The following is a 20,614-nucleotide window of genomic DNA, read 5'->3' on the forward strand; positions in this document are numbered from 1 at the left end:
GCCACGCCCCGGCTCCGGCCCGCCTGGGCTGCCCGCCGGCTCCGGACGGCCTGGGCTGCGCAGAGGTACCCGCCAGGGGAACCCCTGTTCTTGATCCTGCCGGCTGGGGGCGACAGATCCGCGTCGCCGCGGCCGGCCTGTGGACAACTGCCGGGCGGGTGGCCTCGTGACTCCGCCGGTCCGCATCCGGCCCCGCGCCACGCTCGCCCTGGCGGTGGCGGCGGCGATCAGCGTGGTCGCGTTCGGGTGGCCGTTGCTGGTGTCGGCGGACGCCGGCATCGCGCAGGGCGCGACCGCGCCGTGGACGTTCGCCCTGCTCCTCCCGCTCGTGCTGGCCGTGGTGCTGGCCGAGATCAGCGAAGGCGGGCTGGACGCGAAAGCCGTGGCGATGCTGGGTGTGCTGTCCGCGCTGGGCGCGGCGATCCGCCCGCTCGGCGCGGGCACGGCGGGGATCGAGACGGTGTTCTTCCTGCTCGTCCTGGGCGGCCGGGTGTTCGGGCCCGGTTTCGGGTTCGTGCTCGGCAACACCATGCTGTTCGCGTCCGCCCTGCTGACGGGCGGGGTCGGGCCGTGGTTGCCGTACCAGATGCTCGGCGCGGCCTGGGTGGCGTTGGGCGCGGGTCTGCTGCCGCGGGCGCGCGGCAAGGTCGAGCTGGCGGTGCTCGCCGCGTACAGCGCCGCCGCGTCCCTGGTCTACGGGCTGCTGCTGAACCTGTCGTTCTGGCCGTTCGCGTTGAGCGCGGGCAGCACCTCGCTGTCGTTCCAGCCGGGCGCGCCGGTGCTGGACAACCTGGTGCGCGTGGTGGCGTTCAGCCTGGCCACGTCGCTGGGCTGGGACGTCGGCCGCGCGGTCACCACCACGATCCTGGTGCTGGCGACCGGCCCGGTGCTGCTGCGCACGTTGCGCCGGGCCGCCCGCCGGGCGTCGTTCGGCGATCCGGTGTTCACCGGGGCAGCTGCGCCGCCACCTCCGCCAACGCGTCCAGCACCTCCGGCGTGACGTAGCCGGTCGCGACCTCGGCCTCGGCGACGGCGACCGTGGTCCGGTCGCGGCCCGAGCCGTAGTTGGCGCCGGTGAACGCCACGTCCGCCAGGCCGACCTGGGCCACGCCCAACGCCGTCACGTCGCCGGTGCCGGGCGCGTCCACGATGTCCTGGAACTCCTGCGCGGCGCCGCGCGAGGCGAACTCGACCCAGGCCACCGCGATCACCGCCGAGTTGCCCGCGTCGTCACCGACGGTGAACAGCACCCGTTCCATCGACGCGCACCCGTTCTCCCGCAGGAACTCCCGCACACCGCCGAACGCGGCGTCGACGCACGCGACCTGCTGCTTCTCCGTCCGCTTGAGGCCGTGCAGCCCCATCCGCCGCCACGCGCCGTCGGCGTCACCCCGCCGGGCGAGGTCGCCGCTCTCCTGCTTGCGCGCCTCGACGCCGAGCCCCGGACCACCGCCGCCGCCGGAGCCGCCGGTGCTGAGGCCGACCGCTCCCCCGTACCCGACCGCGCTGAGCGCGATCAACCCGGCCAACAGCGCCGACCTGCTCCGCCCGCCCCGGCCGGCGACCGGCCGGACCCGGCCGCGGTCGTCGGTGTAGAAACCCTTGGGCACCGTGACCTCCTCCCCCTGAGGAAGGTTTAGCAACGCCCGGGGCGCGGAGACCCGAAATTCGCGGAGAACCGCTCGAAGAGCGCAAACCAGACGGTCGGTTCACTGACCGTGCGTAACCCGCCACCGGTCGTAGTCCTCCGGTGTGCGCACCGCGTCGTCCAGCACCGCCCGGTAGACGTCGAAGCTGCGGTAGTCCGGGCGCGAGTGCTTGATCAGCAGGATCGCCGAGCGGGTCTCCGGCGTGAGCCGGGCGGGCAGCTCGCGCACGTGCCCGAGGTCGGGTTGGCGCGCCGGCTCGTCCACGAACCAGATGTCGGCGTTCCACTCGGTCCCGGAGCTCTCGCGGTACGTCAAGCCCAGGTACAGCCCGTCGGGGTAGGCGTCCGGTTCGGCGTTCCAGTGGCCGTCGTCCTTGCGGAACCGCACCACCCGCACCCGCTCGTGCCGCGCCAGCCGGGCGGCGACCCCCACGACGGCGTCCACGTCCAGCGTCGGGCACGCCACCGTGACGTCGAGGTCGGGCACCACCATCAGGCCCATCGCCGAGCTGCCCGTCCGCACCGGCTCGCCCAGCGCCGACAGCAGCTCGTCCAGCCCGAGGTCCGCCGCCACGGCGTCCGCCCGCGCCTGCAACTCGTCCTGGCGCCGCAGCAGCTCGTCGATCACGCGGCCGGTGTCGCCGACTGGGGACGCGCGGCCAGCAGCAGCGCCAACCCGAGCACCGACATCGTCAGGCCCATGCCGTAGGCGGTGCGGTAGCCGAGGTGCTGCGCGAGGCCCAGCAACGGCCCGACGAGCATCGCGCTGGTCTTGTAGGTGTTGGTGAACAGCGTGCTGGCGTACCCGGGCCGGTCGGGCGCGAGGTCCTGGAAGTAGGAGATGCCGAGGCCCATCACCGCCGAGATGACCACGGCGTGCAGCACCTGTGCCGCCATGACCTGCCAGGTCGCCTGGGTGAACAGCATGATCGAGTAGTACGCCAGGGCGACCGCGCCGCCCGACAGCACGAGCACGCGGAGGTTGTACCGCATCGCCAGCGCGCCGAAGCCGAGCATCAGCGGGATCTCCAGGGCCGCGCACAACCCCAGCACCAGGCCCGCGTCCCGGGTCGTGCCGCCCAGGCTCTCGGTCACGAACAACGGCATCGCCGTCACGCCGACCGACGTCGCGCACTGGAGCAGCACGAACGCCGCCGCCGCGAGCACGACCTCCCGGCGCAGCCCCGACTGCCGGGCCACCTCGGGCGACGGCGGCGCGGACGGCCCCAGCTCGGGCAGCCACACCAGGATCACGACGACCGCCACCGCGTACACCGCGGCGCTGACGGCGAACAGACCGGTGAAGCCGCCGCCGGCGAGCAGCAGGGCGCCCAGCGGCGGACCGCCGACCCACGCGATCGACATCGTCGTCCGCAGGCCGCTCATCGCCAACGGCGCCCTGGCCGAGCCGCTGCGTTCGAGCAGTTGCCGCGCGTAGGCGTACATCTGCGGGATCTGCGCGGACGCCATCGCCCACACCGTGACCGCGACGACCAGCAACAGCCAGTAGTCCCGCAGCACGGCGAACAGCACCCACGCCAGCCCGCCCGACACCCCGGCCACCACCAGCAGCGCGCGGCGGATCGCCCGCGAGTCGGAGAACCGCCCGACCAGCGTGCTCACGACCATCGACACCAACGCGCTGACCAGCAGGAACGCTCCTACCGCGACCGGGCCGGCCTTGACTTCCTTGATCAGGAACAACGACAGGAACGGGCCCGCGAGCGCGTACCCGACCCCCGTCAGCAGGCTCACGGACAGCAGCGGCAGGAAGGGACGCGACCGGGGTTGGGCAGGGGTTTCGCTCAGGACGGGCACACCGGCGATCCTCGTCGCCCGAATGGGTGACGAGGAAGCCGATTTCCGGCATGTGGACCGGTGAGAGCGCTCACACAGCGGCGCGCGCGACCAGCACCGCCATGTCCAGCGGCAGCTCCCGGATGTCGTCCAGCACGAAGCCGTTGGCCGCCAACAGGCTCCGGTGCTCCTCCGTGGTCCGCTCACCGCCCTGCACGGTGTTGACCATCATGTGGACGTTGAACGCCAGCGGCAGCAGGGTGCGCGGGTCGCCCTGGATCGGGCGCTCGACCAGGGCCAGCGTCGCGCCCTCCGCCATCGCCGCGCGCACGTTGCGCAGGATCACCGAGCACCGCTCGTCGTCCCAGTCGTGCATGATCCGCGACAGCAGGTAGAGGTCCGCGCCCGACGGCACCGGGTCGTGGAAGAAGTCGCCCGCGACGACCGACGCCCGCGCGCCGTGACCGGCGAGCACGTCGGTCGCCGCGCCGATCACGTGCGGCCGGTCGAACAGCACCCCGCGCAGTCCCGGTCCGGCGGCCAGCACGAGGTCCAGCAGCCGTCCGTCGCCGCCGCCCACGTCGACCACCGTGCCGGTGTCGGGCAGGTCCAGCAGTCCGGGCACCAGCCCGAGGAACGCCGTGCCCGCCGCCATCGCGCCCTCGAACAGCCGCGCGTCGGCCGGGTTCGCGGCGAAGTGCTCGAACGGCTGCGCGCCGTAGACGTGGCTGAACCCGCTCTCGCCGGTGCGCACGGCGTGCTCCAGCCCGCTGAACGACCGGTAGAACAGGCCGCCGTAGATCCGCGCGAGGTCCCGCTGCGACCCGGCCACGTCGTCGCGCAGCAGCGTGCCGACCTCGGTCAACGACCACCGCTCGCCGTCGCGGCCCAGCACGCCCAGCCCGGCCAGGTAGGCGAGCACCCGGCGCAGCTTGTCCGGGCGCGAGCCGGTGCGGGCGGCCAGGTCGGCGGTGTCGAGCGGGCCGTCGGCGAGCTGGTCGGCGATCCCCAGCTCGGCCGCCGCCGCCACGGCCCGGGTGCGCCACGCGCCGGTCATCAGGTCGAGCATCGAGCGCCGCGGCTGGTCGGGGCGTCCGAGGTGGTGCTCCAGCGCTTCGGCGTGGTGGCCGGGCGCGTGCAGCACGAGCCGGGTCGTGCCGCGGAAGCAGAGGGTCGTGTCCTGCCCGTCGTAGCCGCCGCCGTCGGGTGTGAGGCCCGAGTCCCGCAACGTCGCGCACGCCCCGCGCAGCACCACGTCGTCGGCGTCGGTGACGCGGAACGCGACGTGCGATTCGGCCTCCCGCTCGGCCTCGGGCATCTCCGCGCGCGGCACGAGCAGCCGCACCTCCCGCGACCCGACCGCACCCCGCACGACCCGCACGTCGAGCTCCTGCCCGGCACGTCCGCGCACCACCTCATCCGGGCGCGGCTCCGGCGCGTCCACGCCCAGCCCGGCCAGCACCCCGACCAGGCCGGCCGGCCGCGCCGACGCCACGAACACCGCCGCGCGCCCGAACTCCAGGTGGCGCACGAGGCAGGCGGACGGCTCAGCGCCCACCACGGCCGCCAGCGCGTCCCCGGTGCCCCGGTCCCGCAGGAAGGCCACGGTCGCCGTCAACCGGTCGAGGTCTCTCCCACCGAGCACGCCGGGCACGCCGCTCACCGTCACGGACATCGCTGATCCTCTCCAGAGGATGGCCGTGCCCCACCCGCGCGGGCGGGGCACGGCGGACTGGTCACCCCGGGCGGGGCTAAGGTCTGTCGAGCTCCGGGTGGAGCTCGATGTCGCACCAGCGCACGAGGCCGGCGATGCGTGGCTGCCCGTCGTGCCGCCACACCATGGACGGTTTGGTCATCTCGCCGGGCGCGGACACCCGGCTGGCGCCGAGCACGGCCAGTTCGCGCGCGGTCCGCCGGAACTCCTCGCCGACCGCGCCGAGGCCGACGTTCTGCAGGTGCTCGGCGAACGGCCGCATCGCGTCGACCGCCGCCGCCACGTCCGGCACGGACACGATCCGCGCGACCCGGTTGCCCGCTCCGCTGAGCGGCATGAGCGCGTCGTCCAGCACGACCGTCCACTCCAGACCGTCGGGCGCCCACACCTCGCTGTCGTCCGAAGTGGCCGCACGCCACTCGGCGACGAGGCGGCGGTGCTGCAGCACGGTGGCGTCCTGCGCGTCGATCGTCCCGGGTGGACTGTCCTGCGCCTCCCGGCGCATCGCCGCCGCCAGGTGCTCGGCGATCGACCGGGCGTGCTCCCGCTGCACCAGGTAGACCTGCGGCGAGAGGCACGCGTGCTGGTCGAAGTCGCTGCAGTCGGCGGCGATGCGACGGGCCACCTCGGCGGGGCCGTGCTGTGCCGCGTACTCGGCGCTGACGATGCCGAACGACAGCTTGTGCCCGTGCTCCTCGTAGAGCTGGTGCGGCCCGACCTTGGTCCGGATCGCCGCGCACGCCTGGTCGCCGCCGTAGGCGATCACGGCGTCGGCCTGGCCGAGCGCGGCTTCCAGCACGGCCTCGTCGTCCCGGTCCCAGTAGGTCGCCACGACGGCGTCGGCGAGCACCGGCTCCACGTCGTGCAGGGTGCGCAGGAACGCGGCGGTGAAGTGCGGCTCCTTGGCCGGGATCTTGGCGATCACGGACGCCTTCACCAGCAGCGACCGCACCAACGACCGCGACGGCAGCCCCGGGACGTTGCCGGAGAACACCGCCAGCACGGTGCGCGGCCCGACCGCGGTGGTGCCGCCGCGGAAGCCGTCGAGCACCTCCGGGTCGCCCAGTTCCCGCGTCAGCGCGGCCAGCAGCGACTCGGCGCGCAGGTTGCCCAGCTCGGCGTCCAGCGCGTGGTCGATCGTCTCCTCCGACATGCCGGTGACCAGCGCCGCGTCCCGCACGGTGGCCCGACGGGCGGTGAAGTCCCGCTTGCCCCACAGGTCCACGACCGCGTCGACGGCCTCGACGATGCGCCGCACGGGCATCCGCCGCAGGTTCTCGTGCGCGGTCCGGAGTCCGTCGCCGACGGCGGCCCAGTCGGTGGGGCGCACGCCACGCCACTCGTGCGCGCCGGCTTTCAGGGTGAACGGCACGCCTTCCGCCGTCAGCCACCCGGGCGTCCACGACACGCTCATGCCGCGCCTCCCGTCATCTCGTCCAGGGTCAGCGAGCAACCGCGGCTGGAGCTGCCCGCGATCCGGCCCGCGATGGCCACGCCGTCCGGCCCGGCGATGCCGACGTCGCCGGTGAGCAGCACGTGCGGCCGGTCCAGCAGGGACAGGTCGGTGACCTCCAGCAGGCCTCGGCCCTCCGCCAGGTGCTCGCGCGTGCGGGGGTCGCGGACCTTCGGGCCGCCCGCCGGGTGGCTGCCCTTGGCACGTTCGCCGAGCGGGCCGACCGGTGTGTCGGAGGCGTCGTAGAGCATGTTGGCCAGCTCGGTCATGCCGAAGATGTTGCCGTGCCGCTCGATGCCGAAGACCCGGCGCACGGCGGCGCGCAGGTCGTCCACGCGCATGACCCGCGAGCGGCCCTTGAACCCGCCGCCGTCGTACATCCGCGAGCCGGGCGGAAGCTGCCAGCTCCGGCCCTGTTCCTCCAGGGCGTCGCAGATGTTGACGAACGCGAAGGTCGCGCCGACGAGCACGACCGGCAGCCCTTCGGCCACGGCCGCGTCCAGGCGCCGCGCCAGCAGGTCGAAGTCCACCCCGTCGGCGCCCACGACGGCCGTGCTGAGCGCGGGGTCGCCGCACGACTTGGCGATGCGGGCCATGTCGAACGCGATCGCCATCTCCGGCGCGGCCTGCTCCGACGGCGCGAACGGGAGGACCACGGGCCGCACGCCGTCGTCCGGTCTCAGGTGCCGCCGGGCGTTGGCCTCGATGGCGAGCCCCTTCAGCTCCAGCCCGAGCTTGGAGTAGCGCACGGTGCCGCGGGTGCTCCCGGTCGTTCCGCTGGTGCGGAACACGCGGACCACCGGCGCGTCCGGGAACAGGTTCGGACCCCCGTCCTTGTAGGCGGTGTCCGGAACGCCGACGCCCACGCCGACCTGCTTCCAGTACCGGGCCACGTCCGGCGAGTTCGCCGTGGACAGCTCGACCAGCTGCTCGTGGAGGTCGAGGGGGTCGCCCACACCGTCGCAGACAAGTCGCGCCATGTGGTCGAAGAGCCGCGCGACGTGGGGATCGTCGTGGGCAACGGTCATCGAGAGATCCTCCTGCGGTGACGGTCGGGCTCGGGACAGGTCAGCAGCGGCGGACGCGTCGGACAAGGTCCGTCCCCGGAACGGGGCACGGCTGACCGGGGGTTTTCCGAGGGCCACAGGATGACTCAGCAACGGCCTGCGCAGAACCGAACGAGCGCGTTCCGCTTCGGGAAACGGAACGCCGACCGGTCCGGTCGGTGCTTGTGGACGGAGGCGGAACGCCCCGGAACGCCTGCGAACGTCCGTGAACGCGCCGGCACGTCACCTACCGGGGCTTGACACGCGGTCGACATGGTTCTGACACGCGCTCTGACACGGGTCTGCACGCCCGATGACACGTCCGCCTTGGAGGGTCGTCCCCGAACGACAGGGAGGAACGGACATGGAGTACGCATTCGAGGCGGAGGGCCTGGTCAAGCGGTACGGCAAGACGACCGCACTGGCCGGCGTCGACCTCGCCGCGCGACCCGGGACCGTGCTGGGGGTGCTCGGGCCGAACGGCGCGGGCAAGACGACCGCGGTGCGGATCTTGGCCACGTTGCTGCGGCCGGACGGCGGACGCGCGGCGGTCGGCGGGCTGGACGTGGTGTCGGACGCGGCGCGGGTGCGCCGGTTGATCGGGCTGACCGGGCAGTACGCCTCGGTGGACGAGGACCTGACCGGCGTGCAGAACCTCGTGCTGATCGGGCAGCTGCTCAACCTGCGCACCTCGCAGGCCAAGGCGCGGGCCGCCGAGCTGCTGCGCGACTTCGAGCTCACCGAGGCGGGCGGGCGGCAGGCCAAGACCTACTCCGGTGGCATGCGACGGCGGCTGGACCTCGCCGCGAGCCTGGTCGGCCGGCCCGACGTGATCTACCTGGACGAGCCGACCACCGGGCTGGACCCGGCCAAGCGGGACGACATCTGGCAGGTGGTGCGCACGCTCGTGGCCGACGGCGCGACCGTGCTGCTGACCACGCAGTACCTGGAAGAGGCGGACGCGCTGGCCGACGAGATCTCGGTCATCGACCACGGGCGGGTGATCGCGCACGGCACGCCCGCGTCGCTCAAGCGGATCGTCGGCGGGCAGACCGTGCTGGTGCGGCCGGCGGACCCGGCCCGCCTGGCGGACGCCGCCGCCGTGCTGGCCGAGGTGTCCGGGCACCAGCCGGAGTCGACCGCGCGGGGCGTGGTGACCGTGCCGGTGGACGGCGACGCGGCGTTCACCGAGGTGGTGCGGCGGCTGGAGCAGCGGCGGATCTCGGTGACCGAGCTGTCGCTGCGGCTGCCGAGCCTGGACGAGGTGTTCTTCACGTTGACCGGCAAGCACACGGAGGTGGCGGCATGACGACGGTGACGGCTTCACCGGTGGTGGTCCGCGGGGCGGAGGCGCCGCGGCCGTTCGCCCTCGTGCGGCACAGCCTGGCGCTGGCGCGCCGCAGCCTGATCAAGACGATGCGGTCGCCGGAGCAGTTGCTGGACGTGACGTTGCAGCCGGTGATCTTCGTGGTGCTGTTCGTGTACCTGCTGGGCGGCGCGGTGTCCGGGTCGACCCACGAGTACCTGCAGCTGCTGCTGCCCGCGATCATGGTGCAGACCACCATGTTCGGCGGGATGGCGACCGGGGTGAACCTGAACACCGACATCGGCAAGGGCGTGTTCGACCGGTTCCGGAGCCTGCCGATCGGCCGGTCCGCGCCGCTGGTCGGGTCCGTGCTCGGCGACCTCATCCGGTACGTGGTGGCGGTGGTGTCGCTGCTGGTCTTCGGCACCCTCATGGGGTTCCGCGTGGAGACCGGGGTGCTGCCCGCGCTGGCCGCGTGCCTGCTGGCGATCCTGTTCGCGTTCTCGGTGAGCTGGGCCTTCGTGCTGGTGGGGATGCTGGTCCGGACCTCGGGCGCGGTGCAGGGCATCGGGTTCCTGGTGATGTTCCCGCTGACGTTCGGCACGAGCATGATCGCGCCGGCCGAGACGTTGCCGGGGTGGCTACGCTCGTGGGTCGAGATCAACCCGGTGACCCACGTGATGAACGCGTCACGGGGCCTGATGGTGGGCGGTCCCGTGGCCGGCCCGGTGGCGTGGACGTTGGCCTGGTCGGCGCTGTTCGTGGCCGTGTTCGCCCCGCTGGCCGTGCACGCCTACCGCCGCCGCGCCTGACGGGGCCCGGGCCGACCGGTCTTCAGCGGGATGGAGACCGGTCGGCCCGGTTGCCGCACTGGTCAGCTCAGGACCAGCGAGAGGCCGTAGGCGGAGAGGATCGGGTTGACTTCCTGGTAGTACGTGGTCCCGCCGCTGGAGCAGTTGCCCGAGCCGCCCGAGGTGACGCCCTGGGCCTGGTTCGAGCTGAGCCAGGAACCGCCGGAGTCACCGGGCTCGGCGCAGACGTTCGTGCGGGTCAGGTTGTAGACGACGCCCTGCGGGTAGTTCACGGTCTGGTTGCGCGCCTGGATGTAGTTGCACCACATGCCGGTCGTGGAACCGGAACGGCACACGCCGGAACCCACGGCGACCTGCGCGGAACCGCGCACGTAGTACCAGTAGCCGTTGTAGCCCTCCATGTAGCCCCACAGGTTCACGCCCGCGACGGTCTGCACGTACGAGTAGTCGTAGTAGGGGAACGTGGAGCCCGCGAAGTAGCCGTAGAGCGCGCCGTACTGGTCGGTGGCCTGGGAACCGGGGGTGCCGCAGTGGCCCGCGCTCACGAACCCGCCGTACACGGCGAAGCCGATGGAGCACCGGCCGGCGTTGTTGATCCAGTAGGGCCAGCCGCCGACCACGTCCGCGTAGAGCTGCGGCGAGTGCTCTTCCTCCACCACGCGCACGGCGTGGTGCAAGGACTTGGCGTCGTCGATGAACGCGGTCACCTCGGCGTCGACCTTGTGCCGGTTGACGGTGACGACGACCGTGTTGGTCCGCACGTCGACGTACCAGCCGTTCACGCCCGCCGGCGCGGCCTTGCCCGCCTGTCGGTCGATGGCGGTCTTGGCGGCGTCGAGCTGGGCGTAGCTGTGCGCGACGGGCACGACGGTCACGTCGAGACCGGTCTTGTCGGCGGCGGCGTCACCGGCCACCGCGACGGCGAGCTTGCCGGTCGCGGGGTCGAACCAGCTGCCCGCGTAGGACGAGCCGTAGAGCTTGCGGGCCACCGTCTCGGCGCCGCGAGCCTTCTCTTCCTGGGCCAGGCGGGTCTGCACGCCTTCGGCGGTGAGGCCGAAGTCGCGCTTCATCGCCTCGGCCATGCCGAGCGAGACGCGCACCGCGGACTCGGGGGACGTGGTGGCCGCGGTGGCGGGCGCGGCGGCCGCGGGCAGGGACGGAATGGCCAGACCGATCGAGAGGACGATCGCGCCGGCTAATCGGGCAGTGCGGGAAGAAGTCATTCGGGCAGCCCTTTCACACCAAGGATGCAGGGGGTGTCGGCCGTCGGAGACCCGACGGATTCGAAACGATACATTCCCGATCGAAGAGCCCATACCGCCGAGTCGGTGGTGTCACGATGATTGTTTTCGCAGTTCACGACGGGTGGAATGACGCAGTCGCGCAGCCGGGAACACCGCATCAGCGGATTCGTCTTCCCGTAGTGACAAACCCCGCCTATCCCTTCCCGCGATTCCGGGTCCGGCCCGTTCCCTTTGTTTCGGCGAGGTCCCGCGACCTATCCGTCGAGGCGCCCGGCCGCTTTCCCACGCGCCGGGCGAGTGGCGGTCATGGGGTCGGTCGGATCAGGGCGATGGCGTCGGCGCGGTCGAGGGCGAGACCGGTGGCGTAGGCCAGGTCGTAGGCGGCGGGGCCGATGGTGTCGTGCAGGTGGGTGGCGAGGCGGGTGATCTCCGGGTTGCGGGGGTCGGCGGCGCCGCGCAGGTTCTCGGCCACGCCCAGGGCCTTGGCCCCGTCGGTCGGGTTGGCGAAGTGGGTGCGCACGGCCGCCTCGGCGACGGCGACCCGGGCCAGGACCGGCATGTCCTTGGCCGACATGGCGTGGTCGAAGGCGGTGCGGACGGCTTCCGCGGCCGCCGCGTGGTCGCCGCGCTCCACGGCGAGGTGCGCGAGTGACGTCAGGATCTGCGCGTGGAACTGCGGCACGACGAACGGCTCGCCCGCGAGCGAGGCCTGGGCCGCCTCGTACTGCCGTTCCGCCTCGGCCAGGTGTCCGTCGTAGCGGGCCAGGTCGCCGAGCACCAGCCAGGCGAACGCGACACCGCGCGCCGCCCACGGCTGCGACGACAGGGGCTTGGTCAGCGCGAGGCAGTCGGCTCGGGCCGTGGCCACGTCGCCCAGTTGGATGCGCGCGGTGGCCAGCAGGATTTGTTCGTGGGCCGCGTCGTCGTCGGCGTCGAGTTCGGCGAGCAGCCGGATCGACTCCTCCAGCGCCGTGATCGCCTCCTCCGGGTCGCCGAAGCGCAGGTGCGCCTCGGCCACCCCGGTCAGCGCCTGGGCCAGCGCGAACCGGTCGCCCACCTCGCGCAGCCCGGCGATGGCGGTGGTGATGTCGTCACGCGCGCCGCGCAGGTCGCCCTCGTTCTCCCGCACCGCGCCGCGCACCATCCACAGCACGGCCCGCGCCCACGGGTCCGGCACGTCCAGCCGCCGGTCCACCGCCGACAACGCCCGTCCGGCGTCGTCGAGGAACAGCCCCAGCATCGGCTCCAGCAGCACGAGCACCGGGTGCTCGGCGCCGGCGGACTCGGCGACCAGCTCGGCGAGCCGGGAGATGTGGTCGTCGAGGTCCTGGAAGCCGCCCGTCACCGCGTTGTTCACGAGCAGGAACGCGGACACGACCTGGCGTGCCGTGGCGGGCGCGTCCCCCGGCACCGCCAGCGCGAGGCGCAGCCAGGGCACCGACTCGGCCCGGTTGCCGCGCATGGTCCAGAACAGGCCCATCGCGGCGGCCAGCCGCACGGCGGTGTCGGCGTCGCCGCTGTCGGCGGCGAAGTGCAGCGCGGCGATCAGGTTGTCCCGCTCGGCCTCCAGCCTGGCGATCCAGGTCAGCTGCTCCTTGCCGCGCAGGTGCGGTTCGGCGGTCTCGGCGAGGTCGCGGAAGTACTCGGCGTGCTCGGCCCGGGCCGCGGCGACCCGGCCGCCCTCGGCGAGCCGTTCCAGGCAGTATTCGCGGATCGTCTCCAGCATCCGGTAGCGGGCGCCGTCGACGACCTGCACCAGCGACTTGTCGACCAGGGCGGCGAGCAGGTCGAACGCGTCGGCGCCGGCGAGCCGTTCGGCGGCCTCCAGGTCGAGGCCCGCCGGGAACACGGCCAGTCGCGCGGCGAAGTCCCGTTCCGGCTCCGACAGCAGGTCCCAGCTCCACGCCACCACCGCGCGCAACGTCTGGTGCCGCGGCATGGCGGTGCGGCTGCCGCCGGTGAGCAGGCGGAACCGGTCGTCGAGGCGGGCGGCCAGCTGCGCGACCGTCAGCGACCGCAGCCGGGCGGCGGCCAGTTCGATCGCCAGCGGGAGGCCGTCCAGCCGCCGGCACACCTCGGCGACCGCCTCGGCGTCGTCCGGCGTCACGGTGAAGCCGGGGCGCACCGCCGCGGCGCGTTCGGCGAGCAGCCGCACGGCCGCGTCGCCGTCCAGCGGCGGCACCGGGCTGACCACCTCCCCGTACACGCCGAGCGGTTCCCGGCTGGTGGCCAGCACGCGCAGCCGGGGGCAGCGGCCGAGCAGCTCGTCGGCGAACCGGGCCGCCGCGTCGACCAGGTGCTCGCAGTTGTCCAGCACGATCACCGCGTCGGTGCGCGACAGCACGTCCACCAGCCGGGTCATGGTGTCGACCAGCGCCACGGGCCGGTCGACGGTGCGCTGGTCGCGCAGGCCGAGCGCGCCGAGCACGGCGGGCGCGACGTCGTCCGGGTCGGTCACCGACGCCAGCTCGACCAGCCACGCGCCGCCGGGCAGCCGGGCGGCGACCGTGGTGGCCAGGCGGGTCTTGCCCGCGCCGCCCGGTCCGACGAGGGTGACCAGCCGGTGGGCCGCGAGCTGCCCGGCGACCCGTTCGACGTCGGCGGACCGGCCGACCAGGCTGGTCAACGGCATCCGCAGGTTGCCGGGGCGCGGCTGGTCGGCCGGTTCGGCGCGGAGGATCTCCTGGTGCGTCTCGCGCAGTTCGGGGCCGGGGTCGGCGCCCAGCTCGTCGGCGATGCGGCGGCGGACCTCCTCGTAGGCGACCAGGGCCTCCGCCGGGCGGCCGGTCGCGACGAGGGCGCGCAGCAGCAGGGCTTGCAGCCGTTCGCGCAGCGGGTGGCGGGCGGCGAGGTCGGTGAGCTCGGCGACCAGGTGCTCGGCCCGGCCGCACGCCAGGTCGGCCGCCGCCCCGTCCTCCACGACGGCCAGCCGCGTCTCGTCCAGGCCGGCGACGTAGCCGACCGCGAACGGCGCGCCCGCCGCGTCGGCCAAGGCCGGTCCGCGCCACAGCGCCGTCGCTTCCGCCGCCAGCCGCCGCGCGGCGCCCGGGTCGCCCGCGGTCAGCGCGGCCCTGGTCTCGCGGGCGAGCCGGTCGAACCGGAGCGCGTCGACCGCGTCGGCGGGCAGGTCGAGCCGGTAGCCGCCGTGCGCGGACCGCAGCACGTCGGCCGGCAGGGCGCGGCGCAGCCGGGACACCAGCGACCGGACCGCGGCCACCTCGTCCGCCGGCCGGTCCTCGGGCCACAGCGCGTCGGCCAGCTCCTCGGTGGTGACGACGCGGCCCGCGGCCACCGCCAACCTCACCAGCAGGGCGCGCACCCTGGCGCCGCCCACCTCGACCGCCGTGCCGTCCGCCGTGACCTCCAGCGGCCCCAACACCCCCACCCGCATGCGGTCACTGTGCCACGGTGGCCGCCGGCGGGCGTGGCACCCCTCCGGCCGTCCCGGGTTCCGGTGGTCGGACACGAATACGAGGGGCCCTCCCGTGTCGGAGATCGATCTCGCCAAGGGACGTCGCAGAGTGTTCACTACGACAAAAAACTTGCACGGTTTTCCGCAATAGTGCGGCTAACGTTCGGACATCCGACCATTCATAACGTAACAATGTCAGGCGTGAGCTAACGAATGCCCGGAGCAACCGATATCGCCGCTATGGACGAGGATTCCACTCCGGCGGCACGAGTCCCCGCGCCCGAACGCCGGAACCCGGCGTCCGAACGCCGGAACCGCGCCGCCGCGGACCGAGCAACCACCTGGGGTGCCGGATGAACAGCCGAATGGTCGAACTCGAAGCAGTACTGGCCCGGTCCGCGCCGGACCGGCAGGCGGCCCGCCGCCTCGCCGTGGACCTGGCGCGGTCGCTGGACGCGCTCAGCGCGCGCCGCGACGTGGACCGCCTGCTGCGCTGCGCCGCCGCGCTGACCCGGATCGGCTCCGCCGACGCCGCGGACGCGCTGCTCATCGCCATGCTGGCGCTGGTGGACCCGACCGGTCCGGAGGCGTCGCGGGTGCGTGACCTGCAGGCGTTGGCGTCGGTGGCCCGCGGTCGGCGCGAACCGGGGATGACGGCGCCGCGCCAGGTGCGACGCAGGCCGCCGACCACGGCGTTCGGTCGCGGCGCGCCGCTGCGCCAGGTGGTCGGCGACTTCCTCGACCCGCTGCCGGTGGCCGACCCGGTCTCCGTCGGGTCGGTGGCGGTGGCCGTGGAGATGGCGAAACCGAGCGAGACGGGCGCGCTGGAGCTGGCGTTACAGCGCAACTCCGCGGTGCTCGGGTCGAACCACCCGCAGACGTGCGTGCTGCGGCTGAACCTGATGTGCGCCCGGTTCCGCATCGCCCGCGACCACGGTGACGCCGAGGAGGTCGCCGAGTCGTTGACGGACCTGCGCGACGCGACCGACCGGGCGTTGAACGCGCTGGGCGCGCACCACCCGCGGGCGCTGGTGGCGCAGGCGAACCTGGCCTCGGCGGAGTTCGAGCTGGCCAGGATGCGCCGCTCCGCCGAACGGGCCCGGCTCGCCCTGCCCAGCCTGCGCTCGGCCGCGGACCGCACCGCCACCCGGCTCGGCGCGGACCACCCGCACTCGGTGATCGCCACGTCGAACCTGGCGTCGGCCGAGCTGGAGCTCGCCCACCTCGACGGCACCAGGGGCCAGGCGCAGCGGCTGCTGGACGTGGTGCGCGACGCGTCGATGCGGGCGGTGTCGGCGCTGGGCGCGGACCACCCCGCCGTGCGGGCGTTGGACGAGCAGCGGCGGGCGTGCGAGGCGCTCATGTCCGGGGTGGGGCCCGACCCGTCGTTCGAGCGGGGTTTCGCCTCGTTCGCCGACGCGGGCCGGTCGTTGGCCACGGCGAAGCCGAACCCGCCCGCGGCGCGGCAGCACGTGGCGACGCCGGAGTGGCCGCCGGGCACGCTGCTGGCGCGGCTGCGGGAGAGCAGCCGGCAGGAGCTGATGTCGCTGGGCACCGCGGTCCGCTACGCCGCCGACCGGGAGCTCATCGTCCAGGACGCCACCGACACCCACGTGTTCCTGCTGCTCGAGGGCGTGGTGAAGGTGCTGGTCAACGACTCGAGCGGGGACACCGCAGTGCTCACCGTGCGCGTCGCGGGCGACCTGGTGGGCGAGCTGGCCGCGCTGGACCACAAGCCGCGCTCGGCTACCGTCGTGACCTGCGGTGACGTGTCGGCGAAGCTGATCACGAGCGCCGAGCTGCACGGGTTCCTGCACCGCCGCAACGACGGGTTCGTCGAGCTGATCGGCGTCATCGACGACCAGCTGCGGTGGGCCAACCGGAGGCGGCGCGACTTCCTGTCCCACACCGCCGCGGAACGGGTGGCGCGCGTGCTGGCCGAGCTGGTCGGCGCGCACGGCCGCCAGGAGGTCGGCGGGTGGGTGCTCGGCATCCCGCTGACGAAGGTGGAGCTGGCCTCGATCGCCGGGATGAAGCCGCGCACGGCCGAGAAGGCGTTCGCCGACCTGCGCAAGGCCGGTGTGGTGGTCAGCCACCTGCGGCGCGACGTCGTGGTGCCCGACCTGGAGGGGTTGCGGCGGTTCGCGCGGTTGTGAGGGCGCTGGTGCGGGGACGCTCCTCAGCGTGGTGAGGTCCGCACGTGCGGAGGCGTCGCGCTGGAGGTGCGCCTCGGCGGAACATGCGGTGCGATGCCCCCGACGGGAGGGGATCCGGTTGCGGAAACACTGGTCGTGGCCCGCGGTCACCACCGTGCTGGGGCTCGGCGCGTTCACCGGCCTGGCCTCGCTCGTGCGGGCGGTCGTGGCGCCCCGCGGCCCGGGCGCCTTCGAGTTCGGCGTGTGGTCGGCCTTGGTCGCGGCCTCCGCGGTGGTCTTCGCGTTCCTGTTCTTCCACGCCCTCCCGCTGGCGACCGGGTGGCGTGCGGCCGGCGCGGACGGCCGCGGGCCGCTGCTGTGCTACGTCGCGTTCGCCGCGGCGATCCTGGCCTTCCTGTGGGCGGGCGGCGGGCCGGTCGCCCAGCTGCCGCCGGCCGCGGTGGCGCCCGTGTCGCGCGGGCTGGTCCTGCTCGCGCTGACCGCCGCCGCGCCGGCGGTGCTCGGGCTGTGGCTGGTCACCACGCGGCTGCGCCTGGTCACGGCGGCGCTGTCGGCGCCGACCACCCCGCCGACGCGGGCGGACGCGGTGCTCGCCGACCTGGTCGACTGCCGTCGGACCATCGGGGTCTGCCTGACCGTGCTGGCGACGATCGTGACCATCGCGGTGGTCGACTCGGGCGCCCAGCGCAAGGCGTTCCTGGCCGGCGGCGTCCCGCCGGCGAAGTTCCCGCCCGAGTGGGTGCTGCTCTACGGCGCGTTGTTCACCGCGATCTCGCTGTTGCTCTACGTGCCCACGTTCGTCGCGTGGCGCACCCGCTGCCTGCTGTTCGTGGACCAGTGCTACCCGCTGCCCGCCGACGCCCGGCCCACCGCGGCGTGGGTCGAGGGTCGGACGCGGCTCATCGGGGTTCTCGGCGCGGACCTGACCGTCGGGAAAAGCCTCACCGCCGCGTTCGGCCTCCTCGCGCCGCTCGCGGTCAGCGTGCTCAGCGTCGTCGTGCCCGGGTTGAAGTGAGTCCCGCGCCCCTCGATCGCTTATCCGGTAAACCAGCCGTCGATCAAGGGGTTGCGGAATGTGCGGGTGGGGTCGAGTTCCGCGCGCAGCTCGGCGAACCGCGCCCAGTGCGGGTAGCGCTCGCCGGGGTCGGCCAGCTCGAACACCTTGCCCCAGTGCGGGCGCGGGCGCCACGGGCTCAGCGCCGCCTCGACCTCGCGGAGCACGGCGCGCACGGCCGCGTCGTCCGGCTGCCAGGTGAAGTGGAACGCGACGCTCGGCCGGTCGTGCACCGGGCTGAGCCACTGGGTGTCGGCGGCGATCGTGCGGACCTCGGAGGTCAGCAGCACCGGCCTCAGCTCGGCGGACAGCGCGTCGAGCGCCCGCAGCGCGTCGGCCGCGTGCTCGCGGGCCACGAAGTACTCGGACTGCAGCTCACGGCCGACGCTCGGGGTGAAGTCGGCGCGGAAGTGCGGCAGCCGCTCGTGCCACGGGCCGGGCACGCCGAGCTGGGTGGTGCAGTGCAGGGCGGGCTGGCCGGGCACCGGGTGCACCGGCCCGGTGGCGGGCGTCGCGCCGGTCCAGGCCAGGTCGTGCCCCGGGTCGGTGGTGCGGTGCTTGGCGAACACGTGGGCCACGCCCTGCCAGGTGGTGAAGGCGCTGACGCTGTAGGCGGAGGCGAACACCGCGTCCACGTTCTCGACCAGGGCGTCGAAGGGCATGTCCTGGTAGACCCGCTGCTCGACGTCGAAGCTCGGCACGACGTCCAGCTCGACGGCCACCACCACGCCGAGCGAGCCGAACGCCACCACGGCGCCGTCGAAACCGGCGTCTCCCCTGCTCAGCGTGCGCAGGGAGCCGTCGGCCGCGACCAGGTCGAGCGAGCGGACCAGGCTCGCCAGCGACGGGATGTCGTTGCCGGAGCCGTGGGTGGCGGTGGCGCAGGCGCCGATGATCGTGATGTGCGGCAGCGACGGCATGGCGGGCAGCGCGAGGCCGGCGGCGTGCAGCCGTTCGGCGAGCCGCGCCAACCGGGTCCCGGCGCCCACCCGCACCGACCCGTCCCGGACCTCGAACACCTCGGGCATCCGGTCGAGGCTGATCAGCGTGCCGTCGGTGTCGGCGATCGTGCTGAACGAGTGCCCCGCGCCGACCACGCGCGCCGACTCGGCCGTCCTGACCGCGTCCTGGAGCTCCCCGACGGACGTCGGGTGCGCGGTGCGCGCGGCGGAGAAGGTGACGTTGCCTGCCCAGTTGGTGCTCACCGGGCCGATTCTGCCCCATCGCCGGCGGCGGGCGGCCGGTCCAGGACCTCGCCGGCAGTCCCGTGGTCCAGGTCCGGGCGGCGACGGGCGGTGGCGGTCGCACCACGCCGACGATCGTCGTGGAACGGATTCCCGGCGCTCGCCGTCCCACGCGGGGAGGTGCGGAGATGCTGCGCTACATGACCGCGGTGGGTGCGTTGTGCGCCGCGTGGGCGCCGTTCCGGTCGGGTGGCGTGCCCCGGCCGGAAGCGGACGTCACGGTGATCGGGTTGGCGGTGGGCGTCGTGCTCACCGCCCTGCCGGTGATCGGCGGCGGGCGCGCGGTCCGGGTGTTCGCGGCGGTGGCGGGGGTCGGTTTGGCGGTCGCGGTGGGGTGGCTGCTGGTGGCGGACCTGCTGATCGGCCTGACCGGCGACGACCTGCCGGTGTTGGCGGTGGGTTCGGTGGCGGTGGCGGTCGGCGCGATCGGGTCGGCCGGGCGGCGGGAGGAGGACCCGGCGGCGCGGCGGGCCTGGTCCGGCGGGTGGCGGGTGCGGCCCGCCGGCGTCCTCGCGGCGGCCCTGGTCGTGGTCGCGGCGGTCCTGGCGCCGGCCGGAGCCCACGCGGCGATCGTCCGGTCCGACACCCGGGACGCCCGGGACTTCCCGCCGGAGCCCGTGGTGGAGCAGCCCGGCACGCGGCAGTGGGCGTGGCAGCCGCCCGCGGAGGTGGTGGACGTCGTGCCGGTGCTGCACGGGGTGGCGGTGGCCACGCGGGACGGGGCCGTGGTGGCGTTGAGCGGCGTCGACGGTCGGGTGGACTGGCGGTACGCGCGGCCGGGCGCGCCGGTCGGGTCGCTGGTGGCGTCGGCGGACCGGCGGACCGTCGTGGTGTCCTTCCGGTCCGCGCACGACACGCGGGCGCAGTCGGTGGTGGTGCTGGACGCGGACACCGGCGCGCCCCGGTCCGAGGTGGTGCTCCGGTCGGCGCTGGTGGAGACCGACCAGGTGCGGCCGGGGGCGCGGGTGTTGACGGTGCGCGACGAGGAGGTCGTCACCGGCTACGACCTGGCCGGCGGCGGGTCGCGGTGGCGCTGGTCGCCGCCCGCCGGCTGCACGTCGTGGTTCGGGCAGGTGGCCTGGGGCCGCACGACCGTCCTGGTGCCCGTGGAGTGCGCGGACACGTTGGGTGTCACCGCCTTGGACGAGGCGACCGGGCGGGAGCGGTGGCGGCACGAGGTCCGGCGCGCCGACGCGAACGGCGAGCGGCAGGACATCCGGCTCGGCGCCACACCGGACGGGGACGTCGTCCTCTTCCAGACCTTCGGCGCGCGGGCCACGCCCGACGCGGTGCCGAACGGGCTGCTGGACGCCGAGACCGGACGGGTGCTGACCCGGCCGGAACGGCCGTGGACCGTGCGCGCCGACGCCGGCGCCACACCGCTGGTGGAGGAAGCCGACGGTGGCCGGGTCACCGGCCTCCTCGCGCTCGACCCGGCCACCGGCGCGACCACGCGGCTGTCGATCGACGCGTGTCCCCGGCGCACGGCGGACCTCACGACGCGCACCACCTACGTGCGCGCGTGCGAGGACAACGGCCGTGAGCTGACCGTGGTGACGCAGCCGTTGACCGGCTCGTCGCCCACGTCCACCCCGGTCCGCCTGGACGGCTCGGGCTCGCGCGGCCGCTCGGACGTCCGCCTCGTCGCCGCCCCCGGCGCGATCGTGGTCACCCGCACGACGTTCGGCGGCACGCCCGCGCCGGTGGTCGGCCTCACGGGCTGACCAC

The 20,614-nt window shown here is 74.1% G+C and carries 15 protein-coding genes; 6 read left to right on the forward strand and 9 right to left on the reverse strand.

Going from position 1 to position 20,614, the window contains the following annotated elements; translation table 11 throughout:
- Nucleotides 1-166: 166 nt before the first annotated feature.
- Complete coding sequence (locus tag EDD40_RS03270) at nucleotides 167-1,000, forward strand: ECF transporter S component (protein ID WP_123741583.1); 834 nt, start codon at nucleotides 167-169, stop codon at nucleotides 998-1,000.
- Here EDD40_RS03270 and EDD40_RS03275 read toward each other — a convergent pair.
- From EDD40_RS03275 to EDD40_RS03300, 6 genes are all read right to left on the reverse strand, one after another.
- A complete protein-coding gene (locus tag EDD40_RS03275; RefSeq protein ID WP_123741584.1) occupies nucleotides 945-1,610 on the reverse strand; it encodes a hypothetical protein in 666 nt (221 codons plus the stop codon). The genes EDD40_RS03270 and EDD40_RS03275 overlap by 56 nt on opposite strands.
- Before the next feature lie 99 nt (nucleotides 1,611-1,709).
- Nucleotides 1,710-2,276, reverse strand: a complete 567-nt coding sequence (locus EDD40_RS03280) for a hypothetical protein (protein WP_123741585.1) — start codon at nucleotides 2,274-2,276, stop codon at nucleotides 1,710-1,712.
- Entirely contained in the window at nucleotides 2,273-3,466 is a 1,194-nt protein-coding gene (locus tag EDD40_RS03285; protein ID WP_246037376.1) for a sugar efflux transporter, read from the reverse strand. Before EDD40_RS03285 ends, EDD40_RS03280 begins: the two co-directional genes overlap by 4 nt.
- Nucleotides 3,467-3,536: 70 nt before the next feature.
- Nucleotides 3,537-5,120 (reverse strand): methyltransferase, encoded by a 1,584-nt coding sequence (locus EDD40_RS03290; RefSeq protein ID WP_123741586.1) that lies wholly within the window; start codon nucleotides 5,118-5,120, stop codon nucleotides 3,537-3,539.
- Nucleotides 5,121-5,196: 76 nt separating this feature from the next.
- On the reverse strand, nucleotides 5,197-6,573 hold the full coding sequence (locus EDD40_RS03295) for an acyl-CoA reductase (protein ID WP_123741587.1): 1,377 nt from the start codon (nucleotides 6,571-6,573) through the stop codon (nucleotides 5,197-5,199).
- A complete protein-coding gene (locus EDD40_RS03300; RefSeq protein ID WP_123741588.1) occupies nucleotides 6,570-7,640 on the reverse strand; it encodes a long-chain-fatty-acid--protein ligase in 1,071 nt (356 codons plus the stop codon). Before EDD40_RS03300 ends, EDD40_RS03295 begins: the two co-directional genes overlap by 4 nt.
- Nucleotides 7,641-8,022: 382 nt before the next feature.
- Between EDD40_RS03300 and EDD40_RS03305 the strand changes: the two genes are divergently transcribed.
- On the forward strand, nucleotides 8,023-8,967 hold the full coding sequence (locus EDD40_RS03305) for an ATP-binding cassette domain-containing protein (protein ID WP_123741589.1): 945 nt from the start codon (nucleotides 8,023-8,025) through the stop codon (nucleotides 8,965-8,967).
- Complete coding sequence (locus tag EDD40_RS03310) at nucleotides 8,964-9,776, forward strand: ABC transporter permease (RefSeq protein WP_123741590.1); 813 nt, start codon at nucleotides 8,964-8,966, stop codon at nucleotides 9,774-9,776. The genes EDD40_RS03305 and EDD40_RS03310 overlap by 4 nt, the downstream gene beginning before the upstream one ends.
- 62 nt (nucleotides 9,777-9,838) lie before the next feature.
- Here EDD40_RS03310 and EDD40_RS03315 read toward each other — a convergent pair whose 3' ends face one another.
- Nucleotides 9,839-10,999 carry a S1 family peptidase gene (locus EDD40_RS03315; RefSeq protein WP_123741591.1) on the reverse strand — a complete coding sequence of 387 codons (1,161 nt, stop codon included), beginning with the start codon at nucleotides 10,997-10,999 and terminating at the stop codon, nucleotides 9,839-9,841.
- Between the two features lie 325 nt (nucleotides 11,000-11,324).
- Complete coding sequence (locus tag EDD40_RS03320) at nucleotides 11,325-14,411, reverse strand: ATP-binding protein (protein ID WP_123741592.1); 3,087 nt, start codon at nucleotides 14,409-14,411, stop codon at nucleotides 11,325-11,327.
- Nucleotides 14,412-14,785: 374 nt separating this feature from the next.
- On the opposite strand from EDD40_RS03320, the gene EDD40_RS43160 reads away from it, so the two are divergent.
- Together EDD40_RS43160 and EDD40_RS03330 are read left to right on the forward strand one after the other, a co-directional pair.
- A complete protein-coding gene (locus EDD40_RS43160; protein WP_246037379.1) occupies nucleotides 14,786-16,588 on the forward strand; it encodes a Crp/Fnr family transcriptional regulator in 1,803 nt (600 codons plus the stop codon).
- A gap of 118 nt (nucleotides 16,589-16,706) precedes the next feature.
- Entirely contained in the window at nucleotides 16,707-17,603 is an 897-nt protein-coding gene (locus tag EDD40_RS03330) for a hypothetical protein (RefSeq protein ID WP_246037380.1), read from the forward strand.
- Between the two features lie 20 nt (nucleotides 17,604-17,623).
- Here the strand turns inward: EDD40_RS03330 and EDD40_RS03335 are convergent, their stop codons facing one another.
- On the reverse strand, nucleotides 17,624-18,847 hold the full coding sequence (locus tag EDD40_RS03335) for an FAD-binding protein (RefSeq protein ID WP_211348072.1): 1,224 nt from the start codon (nucleotides 18,845-18,847) through the stop codon (nucleotides 17,624-17,626).
- A 167-nt stretch (nucleotides 18,848-19,014) separates the two neighbouring features.
- On the opposite strand from EDD40_RS03335, the gene EDD40_RS03340 reads away from it, so the two are divergent.
- A complete protein-coding gene (locus EDD40_RS03340; RefSeq protein ID WP_123741594.1) occupies nucleotides 19,015-20,610 on the forward strand; it encodes an outer membrane protein assembly factor BamB family protein in 1,596 nt (531 codons plus the stop codon).
- The last annotated feature ends 4 nt before the right edge of the window (nucleotides 20,611-20,614 follow it).

This window comes from Saccharothrix texasensis (assembly GCF_003752005.1).
Taxonomy (GTDB): domain Bacteria; phylum Actinomycetota; class Actinomycetes; order Mycobacteriales; family Pseudonocardiaceae; genus Actinosynnema; species Actinosynnema texasense.

Bases quoted from the DNA above. Each gene is read 5' to 3' on its own strand.
- EDD40_RS03290 (WP_123741586.1), bottom strand. From the start codon at position 5,120: ATGTCCGTGACGGTGAGCGGCGTGCCCGGCGTGCTCGGTGGGAGAGAC.
- EDD40_RS03295 (WP_123741587.1), bottom strand. From the start codon at position 6,573: ATGAGCGTGTCGTGGACGCCCGGGTGGCTGACGGCGGAAGGCGTGCCG.
- EDD40_RS03300 (WP_123741588.1), bottom strand. From the start codon at position 7,640: ATGACCGTTGCCCACGACGATCCCCACGTCGCGCGGCTCTTCGACCAC.
- EDD40_RS03305 (WP_123741589.1), top strand. From the start codon at position 8,023: ATGGAGTACGCATTCGAGGCGGAGGGCCTGGTCAAGCGGTACGGCAAG.
- EDD40_RS03310 (WP_123741590.1), top strand. From the start codon at position 8,964: ATGACGACGGTGACGGCTTCACCGGTGGTGGTCCGCGGGGCGGAGGCG.
- EDD40_RS03315 (WP_123741591.1), bottom strand. From the start codon at position 10,999: ATGACTTCTTCCCGCACTGCCCGATTAGCCGGCGCGATCGTCCTCTCG.
- EDD40_RS03320 (WP_123741592.1), bottom strand. From the start codon at position 14,411: ATGCGGGTGGGGGTGTTGGGGCCGCTGGAGGTCACGGCGGACGGCACG.
- EDD40_RS43160 (WP_246037379.1), top strand. From the start codon at position 14,786: ATGAACAGCCGAATGGTCGAACTCGAAGCAGTACTGGCCCGGTCCGCG.
- EDD40_RS03340 (WP_123741594.1), top strand. From the start codon at position 19,015: ATGCTGCGCTACATGACCGCGGTGGGTGCGTTGTGCGCCGCGTGGGCG.